This is a genomic window from Streptomyces sp. NPDC018610 (assembly GCF_044391765.1).
Taxonomy (GTDB): Bacteria; Actinomycetota; Actinomycetes; order Streptomycetales; family Streptomycetaceae; genus Streptomyces.
Genome location: NZ_JBISAL010000008.1, coordinates 1 through 24,040, shown reverse-complemented (window position 1 = coordinate 24,040; position 24,040 = coordinate 1). Strand labels below are relative to the sequence as shown.

General features: G+C 74.1%; 18 protein-coding genes and 1 rRNA gene. 4 read left to right on the top strand and 15 right to left on the bottom strand.

Annotation, left to right across the window (positions count from 1 at the left end; all coding sequences use genetic code 11):
- Positions 1 to 83 precede the first annotated feature (83 nt).
- From ACH5A8_RS20860 to ACH5A8_RS20850, 3 genes are all read right to left on the bottom strand, one after another.
- Complete coding sequence (locus ACH5A8_RS20860; protein WP_399004001.1) at positions 84 to 2,192, bottom strand: tetratricopeptide repeat protein; 2,109 nt, start codon at positions 2,190 to 2,192, stop codon at positions 84 to 86.
- Between the two features lie 160 nt (positions 2,193 to 2,352).
- Complete coding sequence (locus tag ACH5A8_RS20855) at positions 2,353 to 2,979, bottom strand: NUDIX domain-containing protein (protein WP_399003999.1); 627 nt, start codon at positions 2,977 to 2,979, stop codon at positions 2,353 to 2,355.
- 155 nt (positions 2,980 to 3,134) lie between these two features.
- Positions 3,135 to 4,802 (bottom strand): CTP synthase, encoded by a 1,668-nt coding sequence (locus ACH5A8_RS20850; RefSeq protein ID WP_399003997.1) that lies wholly within the window; start codon positions 4,800 to 4,802, stop codon positions 3,135 to 3,137.
- A 532-nt stretch (positions 4,803 to 5,334) separates the two neighbouring features.
- On the opposite strand from ACH5A8_RS20850, the gene ACH5A8_RS20845 reads away from it, so the two are divergent.
- Positions 5,335 to 7,137: a glycoside hydrolase family 15 protein gene (locus tag ACH5A8_RS20845; protein WP_399004612.1), complete on the top strand. Its 1,803-nt coding sequence runs from the start codon at positions 5,335 to 5,337 to the stop codon at positions 7,135 to 7,137.
- Positions 7,138 to 7,543: 406 nt separating this feature from the next.
- Positions 7,544 to 9,175 carry a PucR family transcriptional regulator gene (locus ACH5A8_RS20840; RefSeq protein WP_399003995.1) on the top strand — a complete coding sequence of 544 codons (1,632 nt, stop codon included), beginning with the start codon at positions 7,544 to 7,546 and terminating at the stop codon, positions 9,173 to 9,175.
- Between the two features lie 58 nt (positions 9,176 to 9,233).
- On the opposite strand, the gene ACH5A8_RS20835 is transcribed toward ACH5A8_RS20840, so the two are convergent.
- From ACH5A8_RS20835 to ACH5A8_RS20810, 6 genes are all read right to left on the bottom strand, one after another.
- Entirely contained in the window at positions 9,234 to 10,385 is a 1,152-nt protein-coding gene (locus ACH5A8_RS20835; protein WP_399003993.1) for a glycosyltransferase family 4 protein, read from the bottom strand.
- A 320-nt stretch (positions 10,386 to 10,705) separates the two neighbouring features.
- Positions 10,706 to 11,455, bottom strand: coding sequence for a hypothetical protein (locus ACH5A8_RS20830; RefSeq protein ID WP_399003991.1), 750 nt, complete (start codon positions 11,453 to 11,455; stop codon positions 10,706 to 10,708).
- Between the two features lie 19 nt (positions 11,456 to 11,474).
- Positions 11,475 to 13,226, bottom strand: coding sequence for a DNA repair protein RecN (gene recN, locus ACH5A8_RS20825; RefSeq protein ID WP_399003989.1), 1,752 nt, complete (start codon positions 13,224 to 13,226; stop codon positions 11,475 to 11,477).
- Between the two features lie 485 nt (positions 13,227 to 13,711).
- Positions 13,712 to 14,635, bottom strand: a complete 924-nt coding sequence (locus tag ACH5A8_RS20820) for an NAD kinase (RefSeq protein ID WP_365534801.1) — start codon at positions 14,633 to 14,635, stop codon at positions 13,712 to 13,714.
- The gene (locus tag ACH5A8_RS20815; protein ID WP_399003987.1) at positions 14,632 to 15,447 is read right to left on the bottom strand and encodes a hemolysin; all 816 of its coding nucleotides are present in this window, start codon (positions 15,445 to 15,447) and stop codon (positions 14,632 to 14,634) included. Before ACH5A8_RS20815 ends, ACH5A8_RS20820 begins: the two co-directional genes overlap by 4 nt.
- 7 nt (positions 15,448 to 15,454) lie before the next feature.
- On the bottom strand, positions 15,455 to 15,754 hold the full coding sequence (locus ACH5A8_RS20810) for a hypothetical protein (RefSeq protein WP_399003985.1): 300 nt from the start codon (positions 15,752 to 15,754) through the stop codon (positions 15,455 to 15,457).
- Positions 15,755 to 15,796: 42 nt separating this feature from the next.
- On the opposite strand from ACH5A8_RS20810, the gene ACH5A8_RS20805 reads away from it, so the two are divergent.
- Positions 15,797 to 16,144, top strand: coding sequence for an SCP2 sterol-binding domain-containing protein (locus tag ACH5A8_RS20805; protein WP_399003983.1), 348 nt, complete (start codon positions 15,797 to 15,799; stop codon positions 16,142 to 16,144).
- Here the strand turns inward: ACH5A8_RS20805 and ACH5A8_RS20800 are convergent.
- The 4 genes from ACH5A8_RS20800 to ACH5A8_RS20785 form a co-directional block, all read right to left on the bottom strand.
- Positions 16,128 to 17,072: an ABC transporter ATP-binding protein gene (locus tag ACH5A8_RS20800; RefSeq protein ID WP_399003981.1), complete on the bottom strand. Its 945-nt coding sequence runs from the start codon at positions 17,070 to 17,072 to the stop codon at positions 16,128 to 16,130. The genes ACH5A8_RS20805 and ACH5A8_RS20800 overlap by 17 nt on opposite strands.
- Positions 17,069 to 18,124 carry a FecCD family ABC transporter permease gene (locus ACH5A8_RS20795; protein WP_399003979.1) on the bottom strand — a complete coding sequence of 352 codons (1,056 nt, stop codon included), beginning with the start codon at positions 18,122 to 18,124 and terminating at the stop codon, positions 17,069 to 17,071. Before ACH5A8_RS20795 ends, ACH5A8_RS20800 begins: the two co-directional genes overlap by 4 nt.
- A complete protein-coding gene (locus ACH5A8_RS20790; RefSeq protein WP_399003977.1) occupies positions 18,121 to 19,164 on the bottom strand; it encodes a FecCD family ABC transporter permease in 1,044 nt (347 codons plus the stop codon). Before ACH5A8_RS20790 ends, ACH5A8_RS20795 begins: the two co-directional genes overlap by 4 nt.
- Before the next feature lie 147 nt (positions 19,165 to 19,311).
- Positions 19,312 to 20,340 (bottom strand): HAD-IIA family hydrolase, encoded by a 1,029-nt coding sequence (locus ACH5A8_RS20785; protein WP_399003975.1) that lies wholly within the window; start codon positions 20,338 to 20,340, stop codon positions 19,312 to 19,314.
- A gap of 73 nt (positions 20,341 to 20,413) precedes the next feature.
- Between ACH5A8_RS20785 and ACH5A8_RS20780 the strand changes: the two genes are divergently transcribed.
- A complete protein-coding gene (locus ACH5A8_RS20780) occupies positions 20,414 to 21,706 on the top strand; it encodes a DUF1015 domain-containing protein (protein WP_399003973.1) in 1,293 nt (430 codons plus the stop codon).
- Between the two features lie 73 nt (positions 21,707 to 21,779).
- Here the strand turns inward: ACH5A8_RS20780 and ACH5A8_RS20775 are convergent, their stop codons facing one another.
- Both ACH5A8_RS20775 and rrf read right to left on the bottom strand, forming a co-directional pair.
- Positions 21,780 to 22,568 carry a hypothetical protein gene (locus ACH5A8_RS20775; protein ID WP_399004610.1) on the bottom strand — a complete coding sequence of 263 codons (789 nt, stop codon included), beginning with the start codon at positions 22,566 to 22,568 and terminating at the stop codon, positions 21,780 to 21,782.
- A 1,367-nt stretch (positions 22,569 to 23,935) separates the two neighbouring features.
- A 5S ribosomal RNA gene (gene rrf / locus ACH5A8_RS20770) occupies positions 23,936 to 24,040 on the bottom strand; the annotation flags it as partial.

Genomic DNA, 24,040 nt, shown 5'->3' with positions numbered 1-24,040 from the left:
GGGCATACCAGGAGACACCGCAGGAGAACGAGCGGCAGAGCCAGTTTAATGAAGGTGTTCTCGCTGTCTAGCCTTTCATTGCATCAATCTTCAGGAGATGCGCTGCGGATTTCGCAGGCATCAGCGCCCTGTTCCTGTGATGTGCCGTCCTGGCCGTCCTCCGCCGTCGATCCGTCGGCGGGCCCGGGCGGCCGGATTTCGCCCGTGAGCATGCGTTCGGCCGCCCCCCGGTGCAGGCCCGCGGCGGCCGGATCGCCGAGTCGTTCCAGCGTGTCGGCGAGCCTGAGTTGGAGCGCCGCCTGGAGCCGGACGTCCTCGGCGCGGCGGGCCAGCTCGACGGCCTCCTGGCAGGTGCGCAGGCAGTCGGCGGGCCGTCCCGCGTACTCCTGGACGCGCGCCAGTTCGCTCAACGCCCTTGCGTGGGCGGCCACATCGCCCGCCTTGCGGTACACGGCGACGGCCGCCCGCCAGTTGCGCAGCGCCTCGCCGTAGCGGCCCGCGTAGGTGTGGGCGGTGGCGATCCGGCCGTACAGCCGGGCGGCGTCCTCGCGTTCGCCGCGCGCCAGGCGCTGGGCCAGGGCGCGGCCGAACCAGTCGGCGGCCCGGTCGTGGTCGCCCAGCTCCTGGTGGGCGCCGCCTACGGATTCCATCGCGCGGCCGGTCGCGTACGGGTCGTTCGCCGCGCGTCCGGCGTCCAGCGCCGCCCGGTAGCGGGCCAGGGCGTCGGCGGTCCGGCCGGTGCGGGCGTCGAGGTCGGCGAGGTTGAGCAGGGCGGCGGCCTGCTCCCGGGGCAGGTGCCGGCGCCGTGCCACGTCGAGGACCAGGCGGTGGATGCCGTACAGGTCGCCGGCGGCCGCCTGGGTGCCGAGGTGGGCGGCCATGGCCCGCACCAGCTGGGCCATCAGCCGGCGGGCGAGGGTGTCCAGCTCCCCGTCGGCGACCGCGAGCCGGGCGGCGGCGAGCAGGGCGGGCCGGCGGGCGCGCAGCCAGTCCTCGGCGGCCCGGGGGGTGGGGAAGCGCACGCCGGGCGGCAGCGTCTTGAGCCGTTCCCGGGTCTCGGGGCTGTCGGTCTCGGTGATCGCACGGCAGGACTGCAGCAGCCGCACCGTCCGCTCCAGCATCCTGGCCCGGGCCAGCTGGAGTTCGGCGGGGCGCTCGCGGCGCTCGGCGAGGGCCAGCAGCCCCGGGTGCAGACAGCCGGGCACCCGGTAGGACGGCAGCGGGCAGGGCACGGTCCGCAGCAGGCCGAGGGCGGCGAAGTCGTCGAGCAGGTCGCGGGCGGTCTCCAGCGAGCAGCCGGCGAGCGCCGAGGCGGTCTGCGGGTCGACATGGCCGGCCGGGGCGAGGGCGAGCAGCCGCAGCACACGGGCCGCGGAACCGGGCAGCGAGTCGTGGACGAGGCGCAGGACGCGGTCGAGCGGGGCGCCGTCGTCGGGTTCGGCGTGCAGTTGCTTGGCGAGGTCGGAGACGGCCGCCTTGGGGCGGGCGGCGAGCCAGCCGCCGGCCAGGGCGAGCGCGGCGGGCTGGCCCTGGCAGACCTCCACGAGGGACTCGGCGGCGCGCGGGTCGACGGTGATGCGCACCGGGTCGATGCGCCGGGCCAGCAGCTCCACCCCGGACTTGGTGTCCAGGCCGCCCAGGGTGCAGGGGCGCACGTCGGCGATGCCGGTGAGCGGCCCCCGGGAGACGGCGACGAGCAGGCAGTCGGCGTTGTCCGGCAGCAGCGGGTCGACCTGCTCGGCGCCGGCCGCGTCGTCGAGCAGGAGCAGCGCTCGGCGCTCGGCGAGGGCGTCGCGCAGCGTGGCGGTCAGGTCGTCCTCGGCGGCGCCGGGCGGTACGGGCAGGCCGAGGGCGTCCAGCAGCTCGCCGGCGGCGCGCTCGACCGGTACGGGGGCGCCGTCGGGCTCGGTGAGCCGGGCGCGCAGCACGCCGTCCGGGTACCGGTCGGCGACCTGCCGCACCAGCTCCTCGGCGAGCGCGGTGCGTCCGGAGCCGGGCCGGCCCGCGATGAGGAGCACGCGCGCGCGGGGGGCCTTGCGCCCGGAGATGGTGTCGAGGCCGGTGCGCTCGATGTCCGCGCGCAGCTCCTTCAGCTCGCGTGTGCGGCCCAGGAAGAGGCTCTTCGTGGCCGCCGGTGACCGGTCGTCGCCCGACAGGTTCACGCCGCCTGCGTCCACCGCCTGATCCGTCACGGGCCACACTCCCGTCCCACCGCACGCGCGAGCCCGCCGGGTCTCCGGAGCGGGCGTCCTCAGAGCCTAGTTCACGCTCTGCGACGTCCCGGGACGAGCGGGGCGGGCACATCGCCCGATCGGATCAAGCGATGGTCACACCGGAAGGGGCGAGTTCGGTTCAGGACGCGAAGGGCCGCGCCGGCCAGGGCGCCTCGGCCGGGCGCAGGGCGTCCGGACCGTCGCCCTCGCGCGCCGCGACGAGGGAGAGCACGCCCACCACGAGGCAGTTGTTGTGCAGGTCGCCCGCGAGGACGCCCCGGACGAGCTCGTCGACCGGCACCCGGGCGAGCTCCATGTCGGTCTCCTCGTGCTCGGCGGCGAAGCGCTCGCCCTCCGCCTCCGACAGGTCGCGGGCCAGGAAGATCCGTACCGCCTCGTCGCAGCCGCCGGGGGTGGTGTAGACGTCGGTCAGCACCCGCCAGTCCTCCGCCTTGACGTGCGCCTCCTCGTACAGCTCGCGCTGGGCGGCGTGCAGCGGATTCTCGCCGGGCACGTCGAGCAGGCCGGCCGGGATCTCCCACAGCCGCTCCCGCACGGGGTGGCGGTACTGGCGGATGACCAGGACCCGGTCCTCGGCGTCCAGGGCGAGGACGGCCACCGAGCCGGGGTGGACCTGGTAGTCGCGGCGGGCCACGGAGCCGTCGGGCATGACCACCTCGTCGGTGCGCACCGAGGTCTTGTTGCCGGTGAACGGCGTCTCGCTGCCCCGGATCTCCCACTCCTCCGGGGTGTCCTTGATCGTCATGCCCTGTCCTTCCCACACGCGCCGCACGCGTGCATCCCCACGTGCTCAGGCGGTCGGTCCACCCGTACGGGACGTGCGGGGGCCTTCCGCCGCCTACGGAAACCGGGGTGCCCACCTCGAAGGCGCGCACCCCGGCCACCGTACAGCCGAGCGGGTTACTCGGAGATCTTCCGCTCGACCGCGGCCTTCACCAGGCCCGCGAACAGCGGGTGCGGGCGGGTCGGCCGCGAGCGCAGCTCCGGGTGCGCCTGGGTGGCGACCAGGTAGGGGTGGACGTCACGCGGGTACTCGACGTACTCGACGAGCTTGCCGTCCGGGGAGGTGCCGGAGAAGACGATGCCCGCCTTCTTCTCCAGCTCGGCGCGGTAGGCGTTGTTCACCTCGTAGCGGTGACGGTGGCGCTCCTCGATGTACTCCTTGCCGTCGTACACCTCGCGCACGATGGAGCCCTCGGCCAGCTTGGCCGGGTACATGCCGAGCCGCATGGTGCCGCCCATGTCGCCCTCGCCGGCGACGATGTCGAGCTGCTCGGCCATGGTGGAGATCACCGGGTGGGCCGTGGCCGGGTCGAACTCGGTGGAGTTGGCGTCGGAGACGTCGGCCAGGTTGCGCGCGGCCTCGATCACGATGCACTGCAGGCCCAGGCACAGGCCCAGCAACGGGATCTTGTTCTCGCGGGCGTAGCGGATCGCGCCGACCTTGCCGAGCACACCGCGGTCGCCGAAGCCGCCGGGGATGCAGATGCCGTCGACGTCACCGAGCTGCGCCTTGGCGCCGGCCGGGGTCTTGCAGTCGTCGGAGGTGACCCACTTGATCTTCACCCGGGCCCTGTTGGCGAAACCGCCGGCGCGCAGCGCCTCGGTCACCGACAGATAGGCGTCGGGCAGGTCGATGTACTTGCCGACCAGGGCGAGGGTGATCTCGTGGTCGGGGTTGTGGACGCGGTCGAGCAGGTCGTCCCAGGTCGTCCAGTCCACGTCGCGGAAGGGCAGGTCGAGCTTGCGCACGACGTAGGCGTCCAGGCCCTCGCCGTGGATGACCTTCGGGATGTCGTAGATCGAGCGGGCGTCGGGGCAGGCGACCACGGCGGCCTCGTCGACGTCGCACATCAGCGAGATCTTCCGCTTGATCGCGGTGGGCACCTCGCGGTCGCAGCGCAGCACGATCGCGTCCGGCTGGATGCCGATGTTGCGCAGCGCGGCCACCGAGTGCTGGGTCGGCTTGGTCTTCAGCTCGCCGGACGGGCCGATGTAGGGCAGCAGCGAGATGTGCACCACGAACACGTTGTCCCGGCCGACCTCGTGGCGGACCTGGCGGACGGTCTCCAGGAACGGCAGCGACTCGATGTCGCCGACCGTGCCGCCGACCTCGGTGATGACGACGTCCACCTCGTCGGTGGCCATGCGCCGGATGCGGTGCTTGATCTCGTTGGTGATGTGCGGGATGACCTGCACGGTGTCGCCGAGGTACTCGCCGCGACGCTCCTTGGCGATCACGGTGGAGTAGACCTGGCCGGTGGTGACGTTGGCCGAGCCGTCCAGATCGCGGTCGAGGAACCGCTCGTAGTGGCCGATGTCCAGGTCGGTCTCGGCGCCGTCGTTGGTGACGAACACCTCACCGTGCTGGAAGGGGTTCATCGTGCCCGGGTCGACGTTCAGGTACGGGTCGAGCTTCTGCATGACGACGCGCAGGCCACGGGCCTTGAGCAGCATGCCCAGGCTGGAGGCGGTGAGGCCCTTGCCGAGCGAGGAGGCGACACCCCCGGTGACGAAGATGTGCTTGGTCGTCGTGGCTGTGCTGTTTCGGAAAGCAGCGGGCGGCATGGCCAAGAGGGGGCTCCCGTGGTCGCGGATTGTCGTGCGGTACGGCGGGCCGGCCCGGGGAACCCGGGTTTTCCGGCTGAGGCGCCGTCGCTGCGGTTCGGGGGTTTCGTGCCCACCGGTCCACGGGCTACCAGGGTATCAGCGCCGGACGGGGACGGCCCCCGGGCACCCTCCGCGCACGGGCGGACAGCGGTGCGTGGCGGTCACGGGTCCCTCACCCGGTGCTCACCCGTTCGGCGCAGTCAGGTTGCCCGGAGCGGCACGCGGATCATCTGCGTGCGTCGTATCCTGCTCGGACACTCGCTGCCGAGCGCGGCCGGCAAGACGGCACCACCCCCGCCCGTACACACCGGAAAACGAGAGCTCGTCAGTGCGCCGAGCAATGGTTTGAGCAAAGATTGTCGTTCTGCCTCACGGCCGTCCGGCGGTTTGCCTCACCGCCCGGCGCCGCATTACAACGACCTTCCCCTGACCTCACCAAGCGACAGCCCCCTTCTTGCGGGGTGACGTGGCCGTTCGACTGGAGTTGCACGTGGCCGGGCGCATCGAAGACTACGCACTCATCGGAGACATGCAGACCGCTGCCCTGGTCTGCCGGGACGGCACGGTGGACTGGCTGTGCCTGCCCCGCTTCGACTCGCACGCCATCTTCGCCGGTCTGCTGGGCACCGAGGAGCACGGCTTCTGGCGGCTCGGCCCCGCCTATCCGGACGACGCGGAACCGCCCGCGGCGACCCGGCGCGGCTACCGCGGCGACTCGCTCATCCTGGAATCGGAGTGGGACACCCCCCGGGGCACGGTCCGCGTGACCGATTTCATGCCCCCGCGCGACGGCGCCCCCCAGGTGATCCGCATCGTCGAGGGCGTGACCGGCCGGGTCCCGATGCGCTCGACGCTGCGCATGCGGTTCTCCTACGGCCGGATCGTGCCGTGGGTGCACCGGCACGAGTCGCGGACGGTGGCCGTCGCCGGCCCGGACTCCGTGTGGTTCGACACACCGGCCGACACCTACGGCGAGTCGCTGACCACGTACGCGGACTTCACCGTCGCTCCCGGTGACCGGATCGCGTTCACCATCTCCTGGCAGCCCTCGCACAAGGAGCCGCCGCCGCTGCCGGAGCCGGAGCAGTCGCTGGAGGCGACGGAGGACTTCTGGCGCGAGTGGGTCGGGCACTGTACGTACCACGGCCCCTACCGCGAGGCCGTGGTCCGCTCCCTGATCACGCTGAAGGCCCTGACGTACGCCCCCACCGGCGGCATCGTCGCGGCCCCGACCACCTCCCTGCCCGAGGACATCGGCGGCGTGCGCAACTGGGACTACCGCTACACCTGGCTGCGCGACGCGGCGATCACCCTGTCCTCGCTGCTGCGCACCGGCTACCGCGAGGAGGCCCGCGCCTGGCGCGAGTGGCTGCTGCGCGCCGTCGCCGGCGACCCGGAGAACCTCCAGATCATGTACGGCATCGCCGGCGAGCGCGAGCTCGGCGAGGCGGAGCTGGACTGGCTGCCCGGCTACGAGAACTCCGCCCCGGTGCGGGTGGGCAACGGCGCCGCGCACCAGCTCCAGCTGGACGTCTACGGCGAGGTCACCGAGGCGCTGCACCTGGCCCACATGACCGGCCTGGCCCGCAACGACTACGCCTCCCTGCTCCAGCTGAAGCTGATCCGCTACCTGGAGAAGCACTGGCAGGAGCCGGACGAGGGCATCTGGGAGGTGCGCGGGCCGCGCCGCCACTTCGTGCACTCCAAGGTCATGGCGTGGGTCGCGGTGGACCGCACGATCAAGCTGATGGAGTCCGGCGACGTCGACGGCCCGCTGGAGCGCTTCAAGGAGCTGCGCGAGGAGATCCACCGGGACGTGTGCGAGAAGGGCTACGACAAGGAACGCAACACCTTCACGCAGTCCTACGGCTCCCGTGAGCTGGACGCGTCCTTGCTGCTGATCCCGCAGATGGGCTTCCTGCCGCCGGACGACAAGCGGGTCATCGGCACCATCGAGGCGATCCAGCGCGAGCTGTCCACCACCGACGGCTTCATCCTGCGTTACCCCACCGACGGCGACCACGCGGGCGTGGACGGTCTGCCCGGCGACGAGGGCGCGTTCCTCGCCTGCTCGTTCTGGATGGCCGACGACCTGGCGATGATCGGCCGTGTCGACGAGGCGAGGAAGCTCTTCGAGAAGCTGCTCTCGCTCCGCAACGACCTGGGCCTGCTGGCCGAGGAGTGGGACCCGCGCCTGCAACGCCAGGTCGGCAACTTCCCCCAGGCCTTCAGCCACGTCCCCCTGATCGACACGGCCCTCCGCCTGACAGCCAGCGGCGCCTACGGCGGCTGACCCACCCCGACTCCGCCCCGCAGCCACACCCGCACAGCTGCGGGCAGCCGCCCCACCGGCGACGACCCGCGTAACTGCGGGCAGTCGTGCCGCTGGGGCGACGGGGCCCCTGCTCCTTCAGAGCTTGGGGAGGGTGGGCGCAGCGCACCCTCCCGGCGGGGCAAGCACGATCCACCCGACGGCCACCCCCGCCTCGGGGCGCCGAGCGACTCCGGTCCCCCGAACCCCGGGCACCCCAGGCTCCACGCCCTCGACCTGCCGGCCCGGCGAAGCCCCACACCCTCGACCTGCCGGCCCCCCGAAGCTCCACGCCCCACCGATTCCAAGTCTCCCGAGCCCCAGGCACCCGAGACTCCGGTCCCCCGAGTCTCCCCGGCCCCCGAACTTGCAGGTAGCGTCCGCTTCCATGGACCCTCGACCCGACACCGAGGGCGCCGGCATCACCGTCCAGCGCGCCCTCGAACTCCCCGGCCTCCGCAGCGGCCTGCCCGAAGTCATGGCCGGCGCGGACCGCCTGGGCCGCACCGTCCGCTGGGTGCACGCCGGCGAGGTCCCCAACATCGCCTCCCTCCTCAAGGGCGGCGAACTCCTCCTCACCACCGGCTACGGCCTCGGCACCCGCCCCGCCGACCAGCGCGCCTTCGTCCGCACCCTCGCCGAACGCGGCATCGCCGCCCTCGTCGTCGAGCTGGGCCCCCGCTTCACCCGCCTGCCCGCCACCCTCGTCGACACCGCCCGCACCGCCGGCCTCCCGCTCGTCCAGCTGCACCGCGAGGTGCCGTTCGTGACGGTGACCGAGGAGATCCACACGGAGATCGTCAACGGCCACTACGCGCTGCTGCAGCGCGCCGAGGAGGTGCACCGCCGCTGCACCGAGGCCCTGCTCGGCGGCGGCGGGGCCCCCCAGGTGCTCGCCGTCCTCGCCGGCTCCGCCGGCAACCCGGTCTTCCTGGAGACACCCGACGGCCGGCTGCTGTACGCGGCCGGCTCCGGCCCCGAGGGCGCCGATCCGCTCCAGGTCTGGGAGGGACTGCGCGGCCAGCACAAGGACGCCCCGCCGCCGGCCGGCTCGGTCCTGGTGGACGTGCCCGGCGGCGGACCGGGCACCGGCTCGGTCCGTGCCCGGCTCGTGCTGCTGCCGGTGCGCGGCCCGCTCGCCCCCGTGCACCGGATGGCCGCCGAGCGCGCCGCCGGGATCCTGGCCGTGGTGCTGATGCAGGCCCGGCAGGAGGAAGAACTGGCGGCGCGCGGACGCGGCGACTTCCTCACCGACCTCGCCGAGGGCCGGATCGCCGCCGAGGACGCCCCGGCGCAGGCCCGCGTCCTCGGTTTCAAGCCGGGTGCGAGTCCGCTGCTGCCCGTGGTCATGCGGCTCGGCGACACGCTGGCGCCGGGCGGCGGCTGGGCGGTGCTGGCGCGCGCGGTCGCCGAGGAGCTGGCCGCGGTGGGGGTGCCGGTGCTGCTGGGCGTGCGTCCGGTCGAGGGCCGGGTGCCGCTGCTGGTCGGGCTGCGTTCGGAGGCGGAGCGGGCGGCGGTCGCGGACCGGGTGGCGGTGGCGCTGCGGGCCGGGGCGCAGCGCGCGGGGATGCACCGGCCGGGCGCGCAGCCCCCGGTGGTGGTGGTCGGCGTGGCGGGCGGCTGGGCGGCGGCCTCGGCGGGGCTGCGGCACGCGGCCGAGACGGCGACGGCGGCGCAGGGGCTGCCGGAGCGGCCCTGGTACGACGCCCGCCGGCTGGACATCGACCTGCTGCTGTGGCGGTTGCGCGACCACCCCGATCTGGCGGCCTTCGTGGACCGTGCGATCGGTCCGCTGCGCGATCACGACAACCGGTCGAAGCCGCCGCTGCTGCCCACCCTGCAGACGTATCTGGCGCACGCGGGCCGCAAGGCCGAGACCGCCCGCGAGCTGCACCTGAACCGGCAGACGCTCTACAACCGGCTCGCCCGTATCGGGGAGTTGCTGGGCACCGACCTCGACGACCCGCAGACGGTGCTGGCCCTCAGCCTCGCCCTGCGCGCCCGCAGACACGTGCCCTGAGTCCCACGGCCCGCCCGTCGGCGGCCGCGCGTCGGCTGCGGCGCGATCCTCCGGACCGTCACAGACCGTTGCCCAGCCGCTGGCCGAGTGGTCGGGGCTGGGTCAACTCATCGTAGATGCTGAGTACTTGGGCGACGGTCTCGTCCTCGGTGGGCCAGGTGGCCGCCTGTCGGGTCCCCCGTTCCCGCAGCTCGCGACGGCGTGCGGGGTCGCCGAGCAGCCGCAGGACGGCCGCGGCGAACGCCTCCGGGTCGCGGTGCGGGACGAGTTCGGCGGCGTCGCCGACGAGTTCGGCGATGCCGCCGGTGCGCGCGGCGACCAGCGGCACGCGCGCGTTGAGGGCCTCCTGGGCGAGCACGGAGCGGGCCTCCCCGCTGCCGGGCAGCAGGGCCAGGTCGGCGGCGGCGAGGAGTTCGCCGACGTCGGCGCGCCGTCCGATCAGCCGGACCGGCAGGCCCTCGTCCTCGATGCGCCGCTGCAGCGCCGGCCGCAGCGGCCCCTCGCCCGCGATCACGACCAGCGGCAGGGGTTCGGCGCTCCGCCAGGCGCGGGCGGCGTCCAGCAGCAGTTCGTGGCCGCGGTGCGGGTCCAGGGAGGCGACGGTGATGAGCAACGGCCTGCCGGTGGCCCCGAGTTCGGCGCGCACCTTGGGGCACGGGCGGTCCGGGTGCGCGTGGGCGGAGGGCGGGCGGGGCACGGCGACCGCGGCGAGCCGGGCGTCCCGCGCCCCCCGGTGGCGTGCCCGGTCCACCAGCTCGGAGGTGGTGCCGAGCACGACGGTGGCGGCCTTGACCACGCGCCGCTCCAGCATCCGCAGCAGGTGCGCCCGGGGGCCTTCGGCGTGAGCGTGGTTGTGCCACGTGACGACGAGCGGGGTGGGGCGTCCACTGAGCGCGAGCGCCGCCCGGAAGGAGGCGTGCAGTCCGTGGGCGTGCACCAGGTCGGCGCCCGCGCAGGCGGTGCGCAGCGCGGCCACCGACACCGGGTCGCTGCTGCGCGGCACATGGAGGTGCTCGGCGCCGGCCGCGGTGAATCCGTAGGCGCGGTCGATCGGCTCGGGGGCGCACACCGTGACCCGTACGCCCCTGGCGACCAGCCCCGCGGCCAGCGACCGCACGTGCGCGCTGCTGCCGGCGTTGCCGCCGCCGAGCACCTGCACGGTGCGCAGCGGCGGCTGACCGTGCGTTACGTGGCTGGTCACGGGGCTCACGCGGCCGGGGCTCCTGGTTTCGGCGTCGGATGGTTCGGCGTCGGCCGGTCGTGCGACCGGTGCCGGGTGGTCCGTCACCGGAGGGTCCGGCGCCGGGCGCTCACAGGGCAACGTATCGAAGATCGTGCGGAAGGTGCCGGGCCGAGGACCGGACCGCGCGCACCCGCTCCGTGTGCCGCCCCCGCCCCAAGGATGCCAGTACGTACGGGTGTTCCGGGCCCATCGGGTGGTGGCGAGCGTGTGGTGACGGGCCGACACGGTGTATCGGGTCACCCACATGAGTGAAAGCGAGGTGTGCTGGGGGCGCGTGCGCCGGCGCGTCAGAGGGAGCGGGCGAACTCGCTCACCCGGTCGCCGTACGCGGCGGCGGCCGCCGCCGCGACGGCGTGGGCGAGCAGCCCGGCGCGCCCGTTGCACACGACGGCCGCGGCGCCGAGGGCCGCGCCCAGGGCGTGCGCCCCGGTGTCACCGAGCATCGTCCGCTCCCCCAGATCGTCGGGCAGGGCCGCAAGGGCGGCCCCGACGGCGACGGCGGACAGTTCGGCCCCGGGTCCGCGCCGCAGCAGGCCGGGCGCGGCGAGCGCGAGGACCGCAGCGGCGGCGCGCCCGGGCCGTACGTCCACGAGGTTGACGGCGTGCGCGGCGCCGGCGACCACCACGCCCGCGAGCACCTTGTCGACGGGCCGTTCCTTCAGCAGCGCGCCGGTGAGCAGCCCGGCGGCGCCGATCCCGAACAGCTTGACCGCGCCGCTGGTGACCTCGCCGTCGCGCAGGGCCGTGAGGTGGGCGCGGAACCCGCGCCGCGGGTCGCCGGCCCCGGCGACGTCGTCGTAGGCGCCGCAGGCACCGGCGGCGAGCACCGCGAGGGCGGCGGCGGGCCGTACCCGTCCGGCGGCGCAGGCCGCCCCCAGCGCGGTGGCGGGCCCGGCGTACAGCCCGACGGACCGGCCCGCGTGGTTGGTCCGCTCCCAGCGCCGCCGGCCGCCGGGCGCCGTGGTCCGCAGCGCGGCGGCGAAGGTCCGGGTGAGGCCGGCGGACAGGGCGAGGAAGGCGGCGGGACGGAAGATCATCCCGCCACCCTACGTACGTCTACAGATCGGCGCGCGCGGTGGCGAGCAGTTCCTCGGCGTGGGCGCGGGCCGTCTCGGAGTCCTCCTGGCCGGCCAGCATCCGGGACAGTTCCCGGATCCGCTCCTCACCCTCCAGCACCTTCACGCCCGAACGGGTGACCGACCCGTCGTTGGTCTTCTCCACCAGCAGCTGCCGGTCGGCGAAGGCGGCCACCTGCGGCAGGTGGGTGACGACGACGACCTGCGCCGTCCTCGCCAGCTTGGCGAGCCGCCGCCCGATCTCCACGGCCGCCTTGCCGCCGACGCCGGCGTCGACCTCGTCGAAGAGGTACGTCGGCACCGGGTCCGTGCCCGCGAAGACGACCTCGACGGCGAGCATCACGCGCGACAGCTCACCGCCGGAGGCGCCCTTGGCGATCGGGCGGGGCGGCGCGCCCGGATGCGGGGCGAGCAGCAGTTCGACCTCGTCGACGCCGGACGGCCCGTAGGCGACGGTCCGCCCGCCGACCTCCACGCCCTCCGGGTCCTCGGTCTGGCGGATGTCGAAGGACACGCGCGCGTGCGGCATGGCGAGCGAGGCCAGTTCGGAGGTCACCGCGGCGGCGAACCGCTCGGCGGCCTCGGTGCGGGCGTCCGTCAGCGCCTGCGCCAGACCGCTGAGTTCGGCGCGCAGGGCGTCCCGCTCGGCGATCAGCTCCCCGGTCCGCTCGTCGTCGGAGTCGAGTTCGGTCAGCCGGACGGCGCCGCGCTCGGCCCAAGCGAGCACGGCGTCGACGCCCTTGTCGTACTCGCCGTACTTGCGGATCAGCGCGGTCAGCGCGGCCCGCCGCTCCTCCACGGCCGCCAGCCGCAGCGGGTCGGCGTCCAGGTCGTCGGCGTACCCGGCCAGCTCGCCGGCCACGTCGCCGAGCAGGATCCCGATCTCACCGATCCGGTCGGCGAGCGCGGACAGCTCCGGGTCGTGCGCCCTCACGGCCTCCACGGCCCGCTGGGCGCCCGCGACGAGGGTGGCCGCGTCGATGCCCTCGGGATCCTCCGGGTCGCCCGCCAGAGCGGCGTGCGCGGCCGTCGCGGCGGACGACAGCGCCTCGGCGTGTCCCAGCCGCTCGGCCTCCTCGGCCAGCTCGACGTCCTCCCCGGCGCGCGGCTCGACGGCGGCGATCTCCTCCAGGCCGTAGCGGAGCAGGTCGGCCTCCTGGGCCCGCTCCCGCCCGCGCGTGGTGATCTCCTCGAGCTCGGCGGCCACGGCCCGCAGCCGCCGGTAGGCCCCGGCGTACTTGGCCAGCGGCACGGCGACCGCGTCTCCCGCGTACCGGTCCAGCGCCTGCCGCTGCCGGGTGAGCTTGAGCAGGCCCTGCTGATCGGTCTGCCCGTGCACGGCCACCAGGTCGTCGGCGAGCTCGGCGAGCAGCCCCACGGGCACGCTGCGCCCGCCCAGGTGCGCCCGCGAGCGCCCCTCGGCGGAAACGGTACGGCTGATCAGCAGCGCCCCGTCGTCCAGCTCGGCGCCGGCCTCCTCGGCCCGTACGACGGCGGCGGCGCCCGGCGGCACGGCCACCCGGCCCTCCACGACCGCCTTGCCGGCCCCGATCCGCACGAGCGCCGGGTCCGCGCGCCCGCCCAGCAGCAGCCCCAGGCTGGTCACCACCATGGTCTTGCCCGCACCCGTCTCACCCGTGACGGCGGTGAAGCCGGGCGACAGCTCGACGACAGCGTCGTCGATCACCCCGAGTGACCGTATCCGCATCTCCTCCAACACGACGTCGACCATACGAGGTTTTGGCCGCCTCGTGCGACGCCGCCCCGCCCGATGGGGCGGAGCCGGGGCGGTCACCCGCTCCCGGCCCGCTCGTCGACAAAGTGGGCGCCGGTGCCGTGCACGGCGCCCCGGGGGGTCTCGCACCGGTGTACGCGTGCGCCCGACGACACGGCGAGGTCCGGCACGGCGCCCGGCACGGCCGCCCCGGCCCCGGCGACGGCGACGGCGGCCGGACCCGGCCTGATCCGAACGAGAGGCCCCAGGGCGTGTTTCGAAAGCGGCGTCGTCCGCCCGGAGGGCGGGGCTCGCGGCGTCCGGTGGTGGGGGCCCCTCGCACGCCGTTCAGGCAGTGGGAGAGCGTCGCAAGGCGAGGGTCGCCCGCGTGCCGGGCGTACGCGGACGATCCCGACAACGCGGCGTGGGGGTACCCCCGGCCGAAGGCCGGGGGTGGCGCCGTGCCAGGCGTCGCGAGCCGGACGGGACGTTCGCGACCCGCGCTAGTGGGGCGCCCCGCGCCAGCCGGAGACGGGCAGGGCGAACTTGGCGACCAGGCGGTCGGTGAACGAGGCGTGGTGCAGCCGGGCCAGCCGCACCGGCACGGCGCCGCGCCGTACCTCCACCCGCGCGCCCGGCGGCAGCTCCACGGTGCGCCGCCCGTCGCACCACAGCACACCGGGCGGGACGTGCGGCAGCACCTCCACGGCCAGCACCGAGTCCGGCGAGGTGACCAGCGGCTTGGCGAACAGCGCGTGCGCGCTGATCGGCACCATCAGCAGCGCCTCCACCTCGGGCCACACCACCGGTCCGCCGGCCGAGAAGGCGTAGGCCGTGGAGCCGGTCGGGGTGGCGCAGACGATGCCGTCGCAGCCGAAGCCGGTGACCGGCCGCCCGTCGATCTCCAGCACGACCTCCAGCATCCGCTCGGCGGACACCTTCTGCACGGCCGCCTCGTTCAGCGCCCAGTCGGTGTGCACGATGTCGCCGTTGCGGTGCACGACCACGTCCACGGTCATGCGCTCCTCGACCTCGTAGGCCCGGGACACCACCCGGTCCACGACCTTGTCCAGGTCGTCGCGCTCGGCCTCGGCGAGGAACCCGACACGCCCGAGGTTCACCCCGAGCATCGGCACGCCGGAGGCGCGGGCGAACTCGGCGCCGCGCAGCAGCGTGCCGTCACCGCCGAGCACGATCAGCAGCTCGCACCCGTCCAGGCACTGCGGAGTGGCCTCGGCGACCAGCTCCACCTCGCCCGGCAGCGGCAGGTCGCACGCCTCCGCCTCCAGTACGCGCACGCCGATCCCGGAGCGCAGCAGCCCCTTGACCACCAGTTCGGCACTGCGCACGGCGGCCGGCCGCCCGGTGTGCGCCAGCAGGAAAACGGTACGCGCCCGGGTCTGTGTCCGAGCCTGAGTCTGTGTCAACGCGGCCCCTCCGCCACTGCACGGTCAACATCGGCCGGGTCCAGGGCGGGCGCCCCGGCACGCAGCCACAGAAAGTACTCGACGTTGCCGGAGGGACCGGGCAGCGGGCTGGCGGTGACGCCCTTCACCCCGAGCCCGAGTTCCCACGCCCTGCCCGCAACGCCCCGCACGGCCTCCGCCCGCAGCTGCGGACTCCGTACGACACCCCCGCTGCCCAGCCGCTCCTTCCCCACCTCGAACTGCGGCTTGACCATCATCACCAGATCGGCGTCCGGCCCCACGCACCGCACCAGGGCGGGCAGCACCAGACCGAGCGGGATGAAGGACAGGTCCCCGACGACAAGGTCCACAGGTTCTCCGTCGATCGCCTCGAGCGTCAACTCCCGTACGTTCGTACGGTCCTTTACGGTGACGCGTTCATCCTGCCGGAGCGACCAGGCGAGTTGTCCGTATCCGACGTCGACGGCGACGACGTGCGCGGCGCCCGCGCGCAGCAGCACGTCGGTGAAGCCGCCGGTGGACGCGCCGGCGTCCAGCGCCCGGCGCCCCTGGACGACGAGCCCCTCGGGCACGAAGGCCTCGAGCGCGCCGGCCAGCTTGTGGCCGCCCCGGGAGACGTAGTCGGGGTCGCTGTCGTCGGCCGTGACGACGATGGCGGCGGCCGTCTCCACCTGGGTGGCGGGCTTGGTCGCGACGGTCTTGCCGACGGAGACCCGCCCGGCGGCGATCAGCTGGCCGGCGTGTTCGCGCGAGCGCGCCAGCTTGCGGCGGACCAGCTCCGCGTCGAGACGGCGACGTGCGACTCCTGCCACGTTCTGTTCAGCTCCTGTGTCGGTACGGCGGTGGGGGCGCCGGAGGTCCCGGGCGGGCGTCGAGCGCGGTGAGCGCGTCGCGCAGGCCCCCGTGTACATCCTCGTACACCGCCACGTGCCCGTCGGTGGCGAGGTGGTCGGCGTCACCGAGCCGCTTGAGGGCCGCGTCGACGCCGGCGTCGCCGGTGGGGGTGCGCGGGACGTCCAGCGGGGCGGGGGCGGCGGGGCCCGGGTCGGGCGCCGGGCCGCCCTCCTCCCCGGTCGCCGCTCGCGTCGGGACCTCCGTCCCGGTCACAGAGTCGCTCATGCCCAGACGCTACCGCGAAGCCCTGGGGTACCGTCGGTCGCGATGGCCACGATCGAGGAGTGCCGTGCGGCACTCGAGAAACTCTCGGACAGCATGGCGAACGCCGACGGGGACGTCCGCGACGCGGCGGCACTCGACCGGTCGGTGAGCTGCCACATCACGGACCTCGACGTCACCTTCGCCGGCCGCCTCACCGGCGGCCGCATCGACGTGCGCGACACCGTGCCGGGGCCGCCGCCCGAGAAGGCCCAGATACGCCTCGCCATGTCCGGCGACGACCTGGTCGCGCTGGTGGGCGGCGAGCTGAACTTCGCCACGGCCTGGGGTTCGGGCCGGGTGCGGCTGGAGGCGGGCCTGCTGGACCTGTTCCGGCTCAGGAAGCTTCTGTAGCGGCGGCGGACGCCTCCGTCGCCGGAGCCTTCCCGGCGGTCTGCGCGGCCGTGGCCCTCCCGGCGTCCGACCGTGCCTTGCGCGCCGCCGGCACCACCAGCGGCGTCCCCGTCTCGGGGTCCTCGATGACCTGGCAGCGCAGCCCGAAGACCTCCTCCACCAGTTCGGCGGTGACGATGTCGTTCGGCGCGCCCTGGGCGATGACCCGGCCCTCGCGCAGGGCGATGAGATGGGTGGCGTAGCGAGCGGCGTGGTTGAGGTCGTGCAGCACGGCCACCAGCGTGCGCCCCTGCTCCTCGTGCAGTTCCGCGCACAGGTCCAGGACGTCGATCTGGTGCTGGATGTCCAGGTACGTCGTCGGCTCGTCGAGCAGGAGCAGCGGCGTCTGCTGGGCGAGCGCCATGGCGATCCACACGCGCTGGCGCTGGCCGCCGGACAGTTCGTCGACGTAGCGCTCGGCGAGCGGGGCGGTGCCGGTGCGCTCCATGGACTCCCGCACGACCCGCTCGTCCTCGGCGGACCACTGCCGCAGGATGCCCTGGTGCGGGTAGCGGCCCCGGCCCACCAGGTCGCCGACGGTGATGCCGTCGGGCGCGATCGAGGACTGCGGCAGCAGTCCGAGCGTGCGGGCGACCTTCTTGGCCGGCATCGACTGGATGACCTGCCCGTCGAGCAGCACCCGGCCCTCGCTGGGCTTGAGCATCCTCGACAGCGCCCGCAGCAGGGTGGACTTGCCGCACGCGTTGGGGCCGACGATCACCGTGAAGGAGTTGTCGGGTATCTCCACCGACAGCTGTTCGGCGATCACCCGTCGGTCGTAGGCGAGGGTGACGTTCTCGGCGGAGAGGCGGTTCACGGTGCTCCTCGGATCGTTCGCTGCGGTGGCGCGGGCGCCCGTCTTCGGCGTCTTGGTGCCGCGGGCGCTCATATACGGCCCTTCTTGCGCTCGGTGACCAGCAGCCACAGCAGGTAGACGCCGCCGAGCGCGCCGGTGACCACGCCGACGGGCAGCTGGTCGGCGCCGAACGCGCGCTGCGAGGCCCAGTCGGCGACGACCAGCAGGGCGGCTCCCATGCACAGCGAGGGCAGGAGGTTGGGGCCGGGCGAGCGGGTCAGGCGCCGGGCCAGCTGAGGCGCGGTCAGGGCGACGAAGGAGACGGGGCCGGCGGCGGCCGTGGCGGCGGCGGTGAGCAGCACGGCGGAGCCCATCAGCAGCAGGCGCACCCGCTCGACGCGCACCCCGAGGGCGTAGGACATGTCGTCGCCCATCTCCAGCATCCGCAGCCCCCGGGCGTTGGCGAGGACCAGCGGCAGCAGCACCGCGCACAGGACGAGCAGCGGCCACACCTGGGTCCAGTCGCGCCCGTTGAGCGAGCCGGTCATCCAGACGACGGCGCGGGCCGCGTCGACGAAGTCGGCCTTGGTGATGAGGTAGCCGTTGACGGCGGTGACGACCGCGTTGACGCCGATGCCGACCAGGACCAGCCGGTATCCGTGCACGCCCTGCTTCCAGGCCAGGAAGTAGATCGCGAGTCCCGTGACCAGGCCGCCGGCGAGCGCGCCGAGGGTGACGGCGGTGGCGCCGCCGGAGAACAGGACGATGACGACCAGCGCGCCGGCCGTGGCCCCCTGCGAGAGGCCGAGCACGTCCGGGCTGCCCAGCGGATTGCGCGAGACGGACTGGAACAGCGCGCCGCCCAGGCCCAGGCAGGCGCCGACCAGCAGTCCGACCAGGACGCGCGGCAGCCGCAGTTCGCGGACGATGAACTCCTGCCCCGGATCGCCCTGCCCGACGAGCGTCCTCAGCACGTCGGGGGCGGAGATCGGGAAGTCGCCGGTGCCGATCAGCACGACGCCCGCGGTGAGCGCGGCCAGCAGCAGCACGACGACGACGGTGAACGCCCGCACGTCGAGGCGGAAGGACAGCCCGCCCGGGGCGCGGACGGCGCGTGCGGTGCGAGAGGGGTGCGCGGTCTTCACAGCTGGGTCGTCCTCCGCCGCCGTACGAGCAGGATGAACACCGGGCCGCCGATGATCGCGGTGACGACCCCGACCTGGACCTCGGCGGGCCGGGCGACGACCCGTCCGACGACATCGGCGCCCAGCAGCAGCACCGGCGACAGGACGGTGGCGTAGGGGAGGATCCAGCGCAGGTCGGGGCCGGTGAAGGAGCGCACGATGTGCGGGACCATCAGCCCGACGAAGACGATCGGCCCGCACGCGGCGGTCGCCGCCCCGCACAGCACGGTCGCGGCGAGCATCGCGAGCGCCCGGGTGCGGTTCAGGTTCGCGCCGAGGGCGCGGGCGGTGTCGTCGCCCATCGCCATGGCGTTGAGCGGGCGGGCCAGCAGCAGCGCGAGGAGCGTGCCGGCCAGCAGGAACGGCAGCACCTGCACGATGGTGGAGTTCGTGGCGGAGGCCAGGGAGCCGACCGTCCAGAAGCGCATCCGGCCCAGCGCCGCGTCGTCCATGATCATCACAGCTTGGACGTAGCCGTAGAGGGCGGCGCCGATCGCGGTGCCGGCCAGCGCGAGCCGTACGGGGGTGGCGCCCCGGCTGCCGCCGAGGAACCACACCAGCGCGCCCACCGCCGCCGCGCCGAGGAAGGCGAACCAGACGTACCCGCTCAGGCTGGTCACGCCGAAGTACGTGATGGCGGTGACGACGGCGGCCGACGCCCCCGCGTTGATGCCGAGGACGCCGGGATCGGCCAGCGGATTGCGGGTCAGCGCCTGCAGCACGGCCCCGGACAGCCCGAGGGCGGCTCCCACGAGCAGCCCGAGGACCGTGCGCGAGAGCCGCTCGCCGACCACCACGTCGCCGTACGTCCCCGAGTCCTGGAACAGGCCGTGCCAGACCTGGGTCAAGGACAGCTCCTTGGCCCCGACCACGATGCTCACCAGCGCCACGAGCACCAGGGCCGCGATGGAGAGGACGAGCCCGGCGGCTCGCGTCCCGCGGCGGGTCGGGGGTGCGGCGGCCGCTGCCGCGCGCTCTTCGGGAGGACTGTCGACCAACACCCGGTTAGGTTAGCCTACCCTCCTCAACCCATCGATGCCGCGTCCCCAGACCGAGGGAACGCCCCGGGTGGTCCGAAGTCCATGCGTCGTGGGGTCCACCGCCCGGTCCCCGCCGCGAGCGCACGACCGGCCGGCGTCCCGGGCGGCTCACAGTCCCAGTCGTGCCAGCGCCTTCCCCCCGTCCAGCTCGCAGGCGCTCTCGCCGCCCGCCGTCCACGCCGCCGCGCACAGCGCCCGCAGCCCGTCCAGCGCGGCCCCGTCGCCGCCGAGCTCCAGCCGGTCCGCGCCCGCCGTCGCCGTCCACCCGCCGCACCGGAAACCATCACCCTCCCGGGTGATCTCCGGCTGCCCGGTGAGCAGCCCGCGCAGATCCGCGTCCACGAACGTCGGACGGTGCTGCGGCGGCGCGGCCAGGAGCTGTGCCCCGTCCGTCACACCGGTCAGCACGAGCAGCGAGTCCACCCCGCCGTTGAACGCGCCCTCGATGTCGGTGTCCAGCCGGTCCCCGACCACCAGGGGATGCTTCGCGCCGGTGCGCAGGATCGTCTCGCGGTGCATGGGCGGCAACGGCTTGCCCGCCACCTGCGGCTCGGCCCCGGTCGCGATGCGGACGACCTCCACCGCCGCGCCGTTGCCCGGAGCGATGCCCCGCGCGCTCGGGATGGTCAGGTCGGTGTTGGAGGCGAACCACGGCACCCCGCGACGGATCGCGTAGCAGGCCTCCGCGAACCTCCCCCACTGCAGTTCCGGCCCGCCGTAGCCCTGCACCACCGCTGCCGGGTCGTCGTCGGCCGACTCCACCGGCACGAGCCCGCGCTCGCGCAGCGCCACCCGCAGCCCCTCCCCGCCGATCAGCAGGACCCGCGCACCGGAGGGCACGGAATCCGCGATCAGCCGGGCCACCGCCTGCGCCGAGGTCACCACGTCCGCCGCCTGGGCCGCTATGCCCAGCTCGGTCAGGTGCGCGGCCACCGTGTCCGGGGTGCGCAGCGCGTTGTTGGTGACGTACGCCAGATGCATGCCGCCCGCGCGGGCGGTCGCCAGCGAGTCGACCGCGTGCGCGATCGCGTCACCCCCCGCGTACACCACCCCGTCCAGATCGAGAAGGGCCGTGTCGTACGCCTCGCTCAGGGCCTGCCCACTGCCCTCGGGCCTCGTCCTGACGCCCTGGCTCATTCCGCATCGCTCCTCTTGAAACCGGCTTTCCTCCGATCATCCCCCATGCCGCTGACACACGTACGATGCCGGGATGAACACAGCAGGTCACACACCGGCAACATCACGCCGAGGCCTGGAACTCACCCCGTTCCGAGGCCTGCGCTACGACCCCGACCGGGTCGGCAGCCTGGCCGCCGTGACGTCCCCGCCCTACGACGTCGTCGTACGCCCCGACGGCCTGCACCACCTCCAGTCCGCCGATCCGTACAACATCGTCCGGCTGATCCTCCCCCAGGCCGGCACCCCCACCGCCCGCAACGAGCAGGCCGCCGACACCCTGCGCCGCTGGCTGGCCGAGGGCGTCCTGACCACCGACCCCGAACCGGGCCTGTACGTCTACGAGCAGCGTGACGGCGACGGCATGCTGCAACGCGGGCTGATCGGCGCGCTGCGGGTCACGGACCCGGCCGAGGGCGTGGTGCTTCCGCACGAGGACGTGATGCCGCACATCGTCGCGGACCGCGCCGCCCTGATGCGGGCCACCAGCGCCAACCTCGAACCGCTGCTGCTCACCTACCGCGGCAACGGCTCGACGGCGGCCACGACGGTGGTCGTCGAACGGGCGGCCGAGCGGCCCCCGCTGCTCGCGACGACCACCGAGGACGGCTTCAGCCACCGTCTGTGGGCGGTCACCGACCTCGAGGACGTGACGGCGGTGCAGGAGGACCTGGTCCAGCACCAGGCCCTGATCGCCGACGGCCACCACCGCTGGGCGACCTACCGGCGGCTGCGCGCGGAGCACGGCTCCCCCAGCGCCTGGGACTACGGCCTGGTCCTGCTGGTGGACACCGCCCGCTACCCCCTGCGGGTCCGCGCCATCCACCGTCTGCTGCACGGCCTGCCGGTCACCGAAGCGCTGCCGGCGCTGGACGGCCTGTTCCGGGTACGGCGGCTGGACGCACCTCTGGCGGACGCCCTGGCGGCGCTCGCGGACGCGGCGTGCGCGAGCAACGCCTTCCTGCTGGCCGGCGACGGCTCCTTCCACCTCGTGGACCGCCCGGACCCCGCCCTGCTGGCCCGCACGGTGCCCGCCGACCGGCCGGCCGCCTGGCGCACCCTGGACGCGACGGTCCTGCACGCCACACTCCTGGAACACGTCTGGCACATCCCCGAGGACGACCCGGCCCGCATCGCCTACATCCACGACACGGCCGCCACCGTGCGCAAGGCGGAGCGCGACGGCGGCACGGCCGTCCTGATGCATCCGGTCCGCGAGGAGGTCGTGCGGGATCTGGCCCGCCAGGGCGTCACCATGCCCCGCAAGTCGACGTCCTTCGGCCCGAAGCCGGCGTCGGGACTGGTGCTGCGCGCGCTGGATCCGTGAGGCCGTGAGACATGAGAAGGGGCGGACCCGTTCGGATCCGCCCCTTCTCATGTCTCATGCCTTCCGACCGGACTCAGTCCTTGTCGTCCTCGACCTCGTCCTCGGCCTCGACCCCGGCCTCGCTGCCCGGCGCGGCGGCGGAGGGGCCTTCGGCCCCGTCCTTCGCGTCGTCGCCCTCGGTCTCGTCGAGCGCGTCGGTGAACTCGACGCCGTCCAGTTCGGCCAGCCGGTCCGAGGCGTCGGTGCTGCCGTCCCGGTCGGCCTCGACGGCCTTGGCGAACCACTCCCGCGCCTCCGCCTCGCGGCCCACGGCCAGCAGGGCGTCGGCGTAGGCGTAGCGCAGCCGCGCGGTCCAGGCCTGGACGGAGTTGGAGGCCAGCTCGGGGCTCTGCAGGGTCACGATGGCCGCGTCCAGCTGCCCCATGTCGCGCCGGGCGCCGGCCGCGACCAGCCGCATCTCCACCTGCCCGGCCTTGTCGAGCTTGTGCACCTCCGGCGCGCCGGCCATGTCGAGCGCCTTCTCGGGCCGCCCGAGACCGCGCTCGCAGTCGGCCATGACGGGCCACAGGTCGACGTTGCCGGTCATCCGGCGGGCGGCCCGGAACTCGGCGAGCGCCTCGCTGTACTTCTGGCTCGCGTACGCGGCGAAGCCGGCCGCCTCGCGCACGGCGGCGACACGGGACGCCAGCCGCAGCGCGACCCTGGAGTAGCCGTAGGCGCCCTCGGGGTCCTCGTCGATGAGCCGGGCGACCATCACCAGGTTCCTGGCGACGTCGTCGGCGAGCGTCTTGGGCAGGCTCTGGAGCTCCTGCCGGACGTCCTTGTCGATCTCCTCCCCGGTGACCTCCTCCGGGATCGGCAGCCGCTTGATCGGCTCGCGGTCACGGTCCCGCTCGTCGCGGAACCGGCCGCCGCCGCGCTCGTCGTCGCGGCGGAAGCCACGGCGGTCGTCCCTGCGGTCGTCCCGCCGGTCGTCACGGCCACGGAAACCGCCGGGACGGCCGCCACGGTCGTCGCGGCGGGGCCCACGCCCGCCACGGTCGTCACGGCCGCGGAAGCCCCCGCGCTCGCCCCGGTCACCCCGGTCGCTCCGCTCGCCCCGGCCGCGCTGGTCGTCGCGACGGTCGTCACGGCGGAAGGCCGGACGGTCGTCGTCACGGCGGAAGGCCGGACGGTCGTCGTCACGACGGAACGCCGGACGGTCGTCGTCACGACGGAACGCCGGACGGCTGTCGTCACGACGGAAGCCGCCACGGTCGCCGCCACGGTGATCATCGCGACGGTCGTCGCGGCGGTCGTCGCGGCGGTATGCCGGACGGTCGTCGTCGCGGCGAGGGGCGGGGCGGTCGTTGTCGCGGCGGAAGCCGCCACGGTCGCGGTCGTCACGGCGGCCATGTCCGCCGTAGCCCCCGCGGTCGCCCTCACGACGGTCGTCCCGCCGGTCGTCACGGCGATCGTCACGGCGGAAACCGCCACGGTCACCGCGGTCGCCACGCTCGCCGCCACGACGGTCGTCACCACGGCGGTCATCACGACGCCCGTAACCACGGTCGTCGTCACGACGACCGAAGCCACCACGCTCGTCATCACGTCGGCCGTAGCCACGACGGTCGTCCCTGCGGTCGTCCCGCCGGTCATCACGGCGGTACGAGGGCCGGTCGTCACGGCGGTCGTCGCGGCGAGGGGCCGGACGGTCGTCGTTACGACGGTAGGAAGGGCGGTCGTCGTCGCGGCGGGGAGCGGGGCGGTCGTTGTCGCGGCGGAAGCCGCCACGGTCGCGGTCGTCACGGCGGCCATGTCCGCCGTAGCCCCCGCGGTCGCCCTCACGACGGTCGTCCCGCCGGTCGTCACGGCGATCGTCACGGCGATCGTCACGGCGGAAACCGCCACGGTCACCGCGGTCGCCACGCTCGCCGCCACGACGGTCGTCACCACGGCGGTCATCACGACGGAAGCCGCCACGGTCGTCATCACGCCGGCCGAAGCCGCCACGGTCGTTGGAGCGACGCGGGCCTCCGCGGTAGCCGCTGCGGTCACCGCGGTCACCACTGTCCCGGCGGCGCTGATCGCGCTCGGGACGCTCGTCGGGAGAGTTGGTGGACATCGGTGACTCCTGTCTTCGGTACCGCAAAGTCGTTCTCGCGCAGCCGGGTACCCGGTACGCCTGGAAAAAAGAAAAGGACCCCTGGTCCCAGCTGAACGCTGGTGACCAGGGGTCCTCCAAAGATTGTTCGGCGGCGTCCTACTCTCCCACAGGGTCCCCCCTGCAGTACCATCGGCGCTGTAAGGCTTAGCTTCCGGGTTCGAAATGTAACCGGGCGTTTCCCTCACGCT

Coding starts and splice junctions, on each gene's coding strand:
- ACH5A8_RS20855 (WP_399003999.1), bottom strand. CDS start 2,979: ATGACGATCAAGGACACCCCGGAGGAGTGGGAGATCCGGGGCAGCGAG.
- ACH5A8_RS20850 (WP_399003997.1), bottom strand. CDS start 4,802: ATGCCGCCCGCTGCTTTCCGAAACAGCACAGCCACGACGACCAAGCAC.
- ACH5A8_RS20840 (WP_399003995.1), top strand. CDS start 7,544: ATGGACCCTCGACCCGACACCGAGGGCGCCGGCATCACCGTCCAGCGC.
- ACH5A8_RS20830 (WP_399003991.1), bottom strand. CDS start 11,455: ATGATCTTCCGTCCCGCCGCCTTCCTCGCCCTGTCCGCCGGCCTCACC.
- recN (WP_399003989.1), bottom strand. CDS start 13,226: ATGGTCGACGTCGTGTTGGAGGAGATGCGGATACGGTCACTCGGGGTG.
- ACH5A8_RS20810 (WP_399003985.1), bottom strand. CDS start 15,754: ATGAGCGACTCTGTGACCGGGACGGAGGTCCCGACGCGAGCGGCGACC.
- ACH5A8_RS20805 (WP_399003983.1), top strand. CDS start 15,797: ATGGCCACGATCGAGGAGTGCCGTGCGGCACTCGAGAAACTCTCGGAC.
- ACH5A8_RS20800 (WP_399003981.1), bottom strand. CDS start 17,072: ATGAGCGCCCGCGGCACCAAGACGCCGAAGACGGGCGCCCGCGCCACC.
- ACH5A8_RS20785 (WP_399003975.1), bottom strand. CDS start 20,340: ATGAGCCAGGGCGTCAGGACGAGGCCCGAGGGCAGTGGGCAGGCCCTG.
- ACH5A8_RS20780 (WP_399003973.1), top strand. CDS start 20,414: ATGAACACAGCAGGTCACACACCGGCAACATCACGCCGAGGCCTGGAA.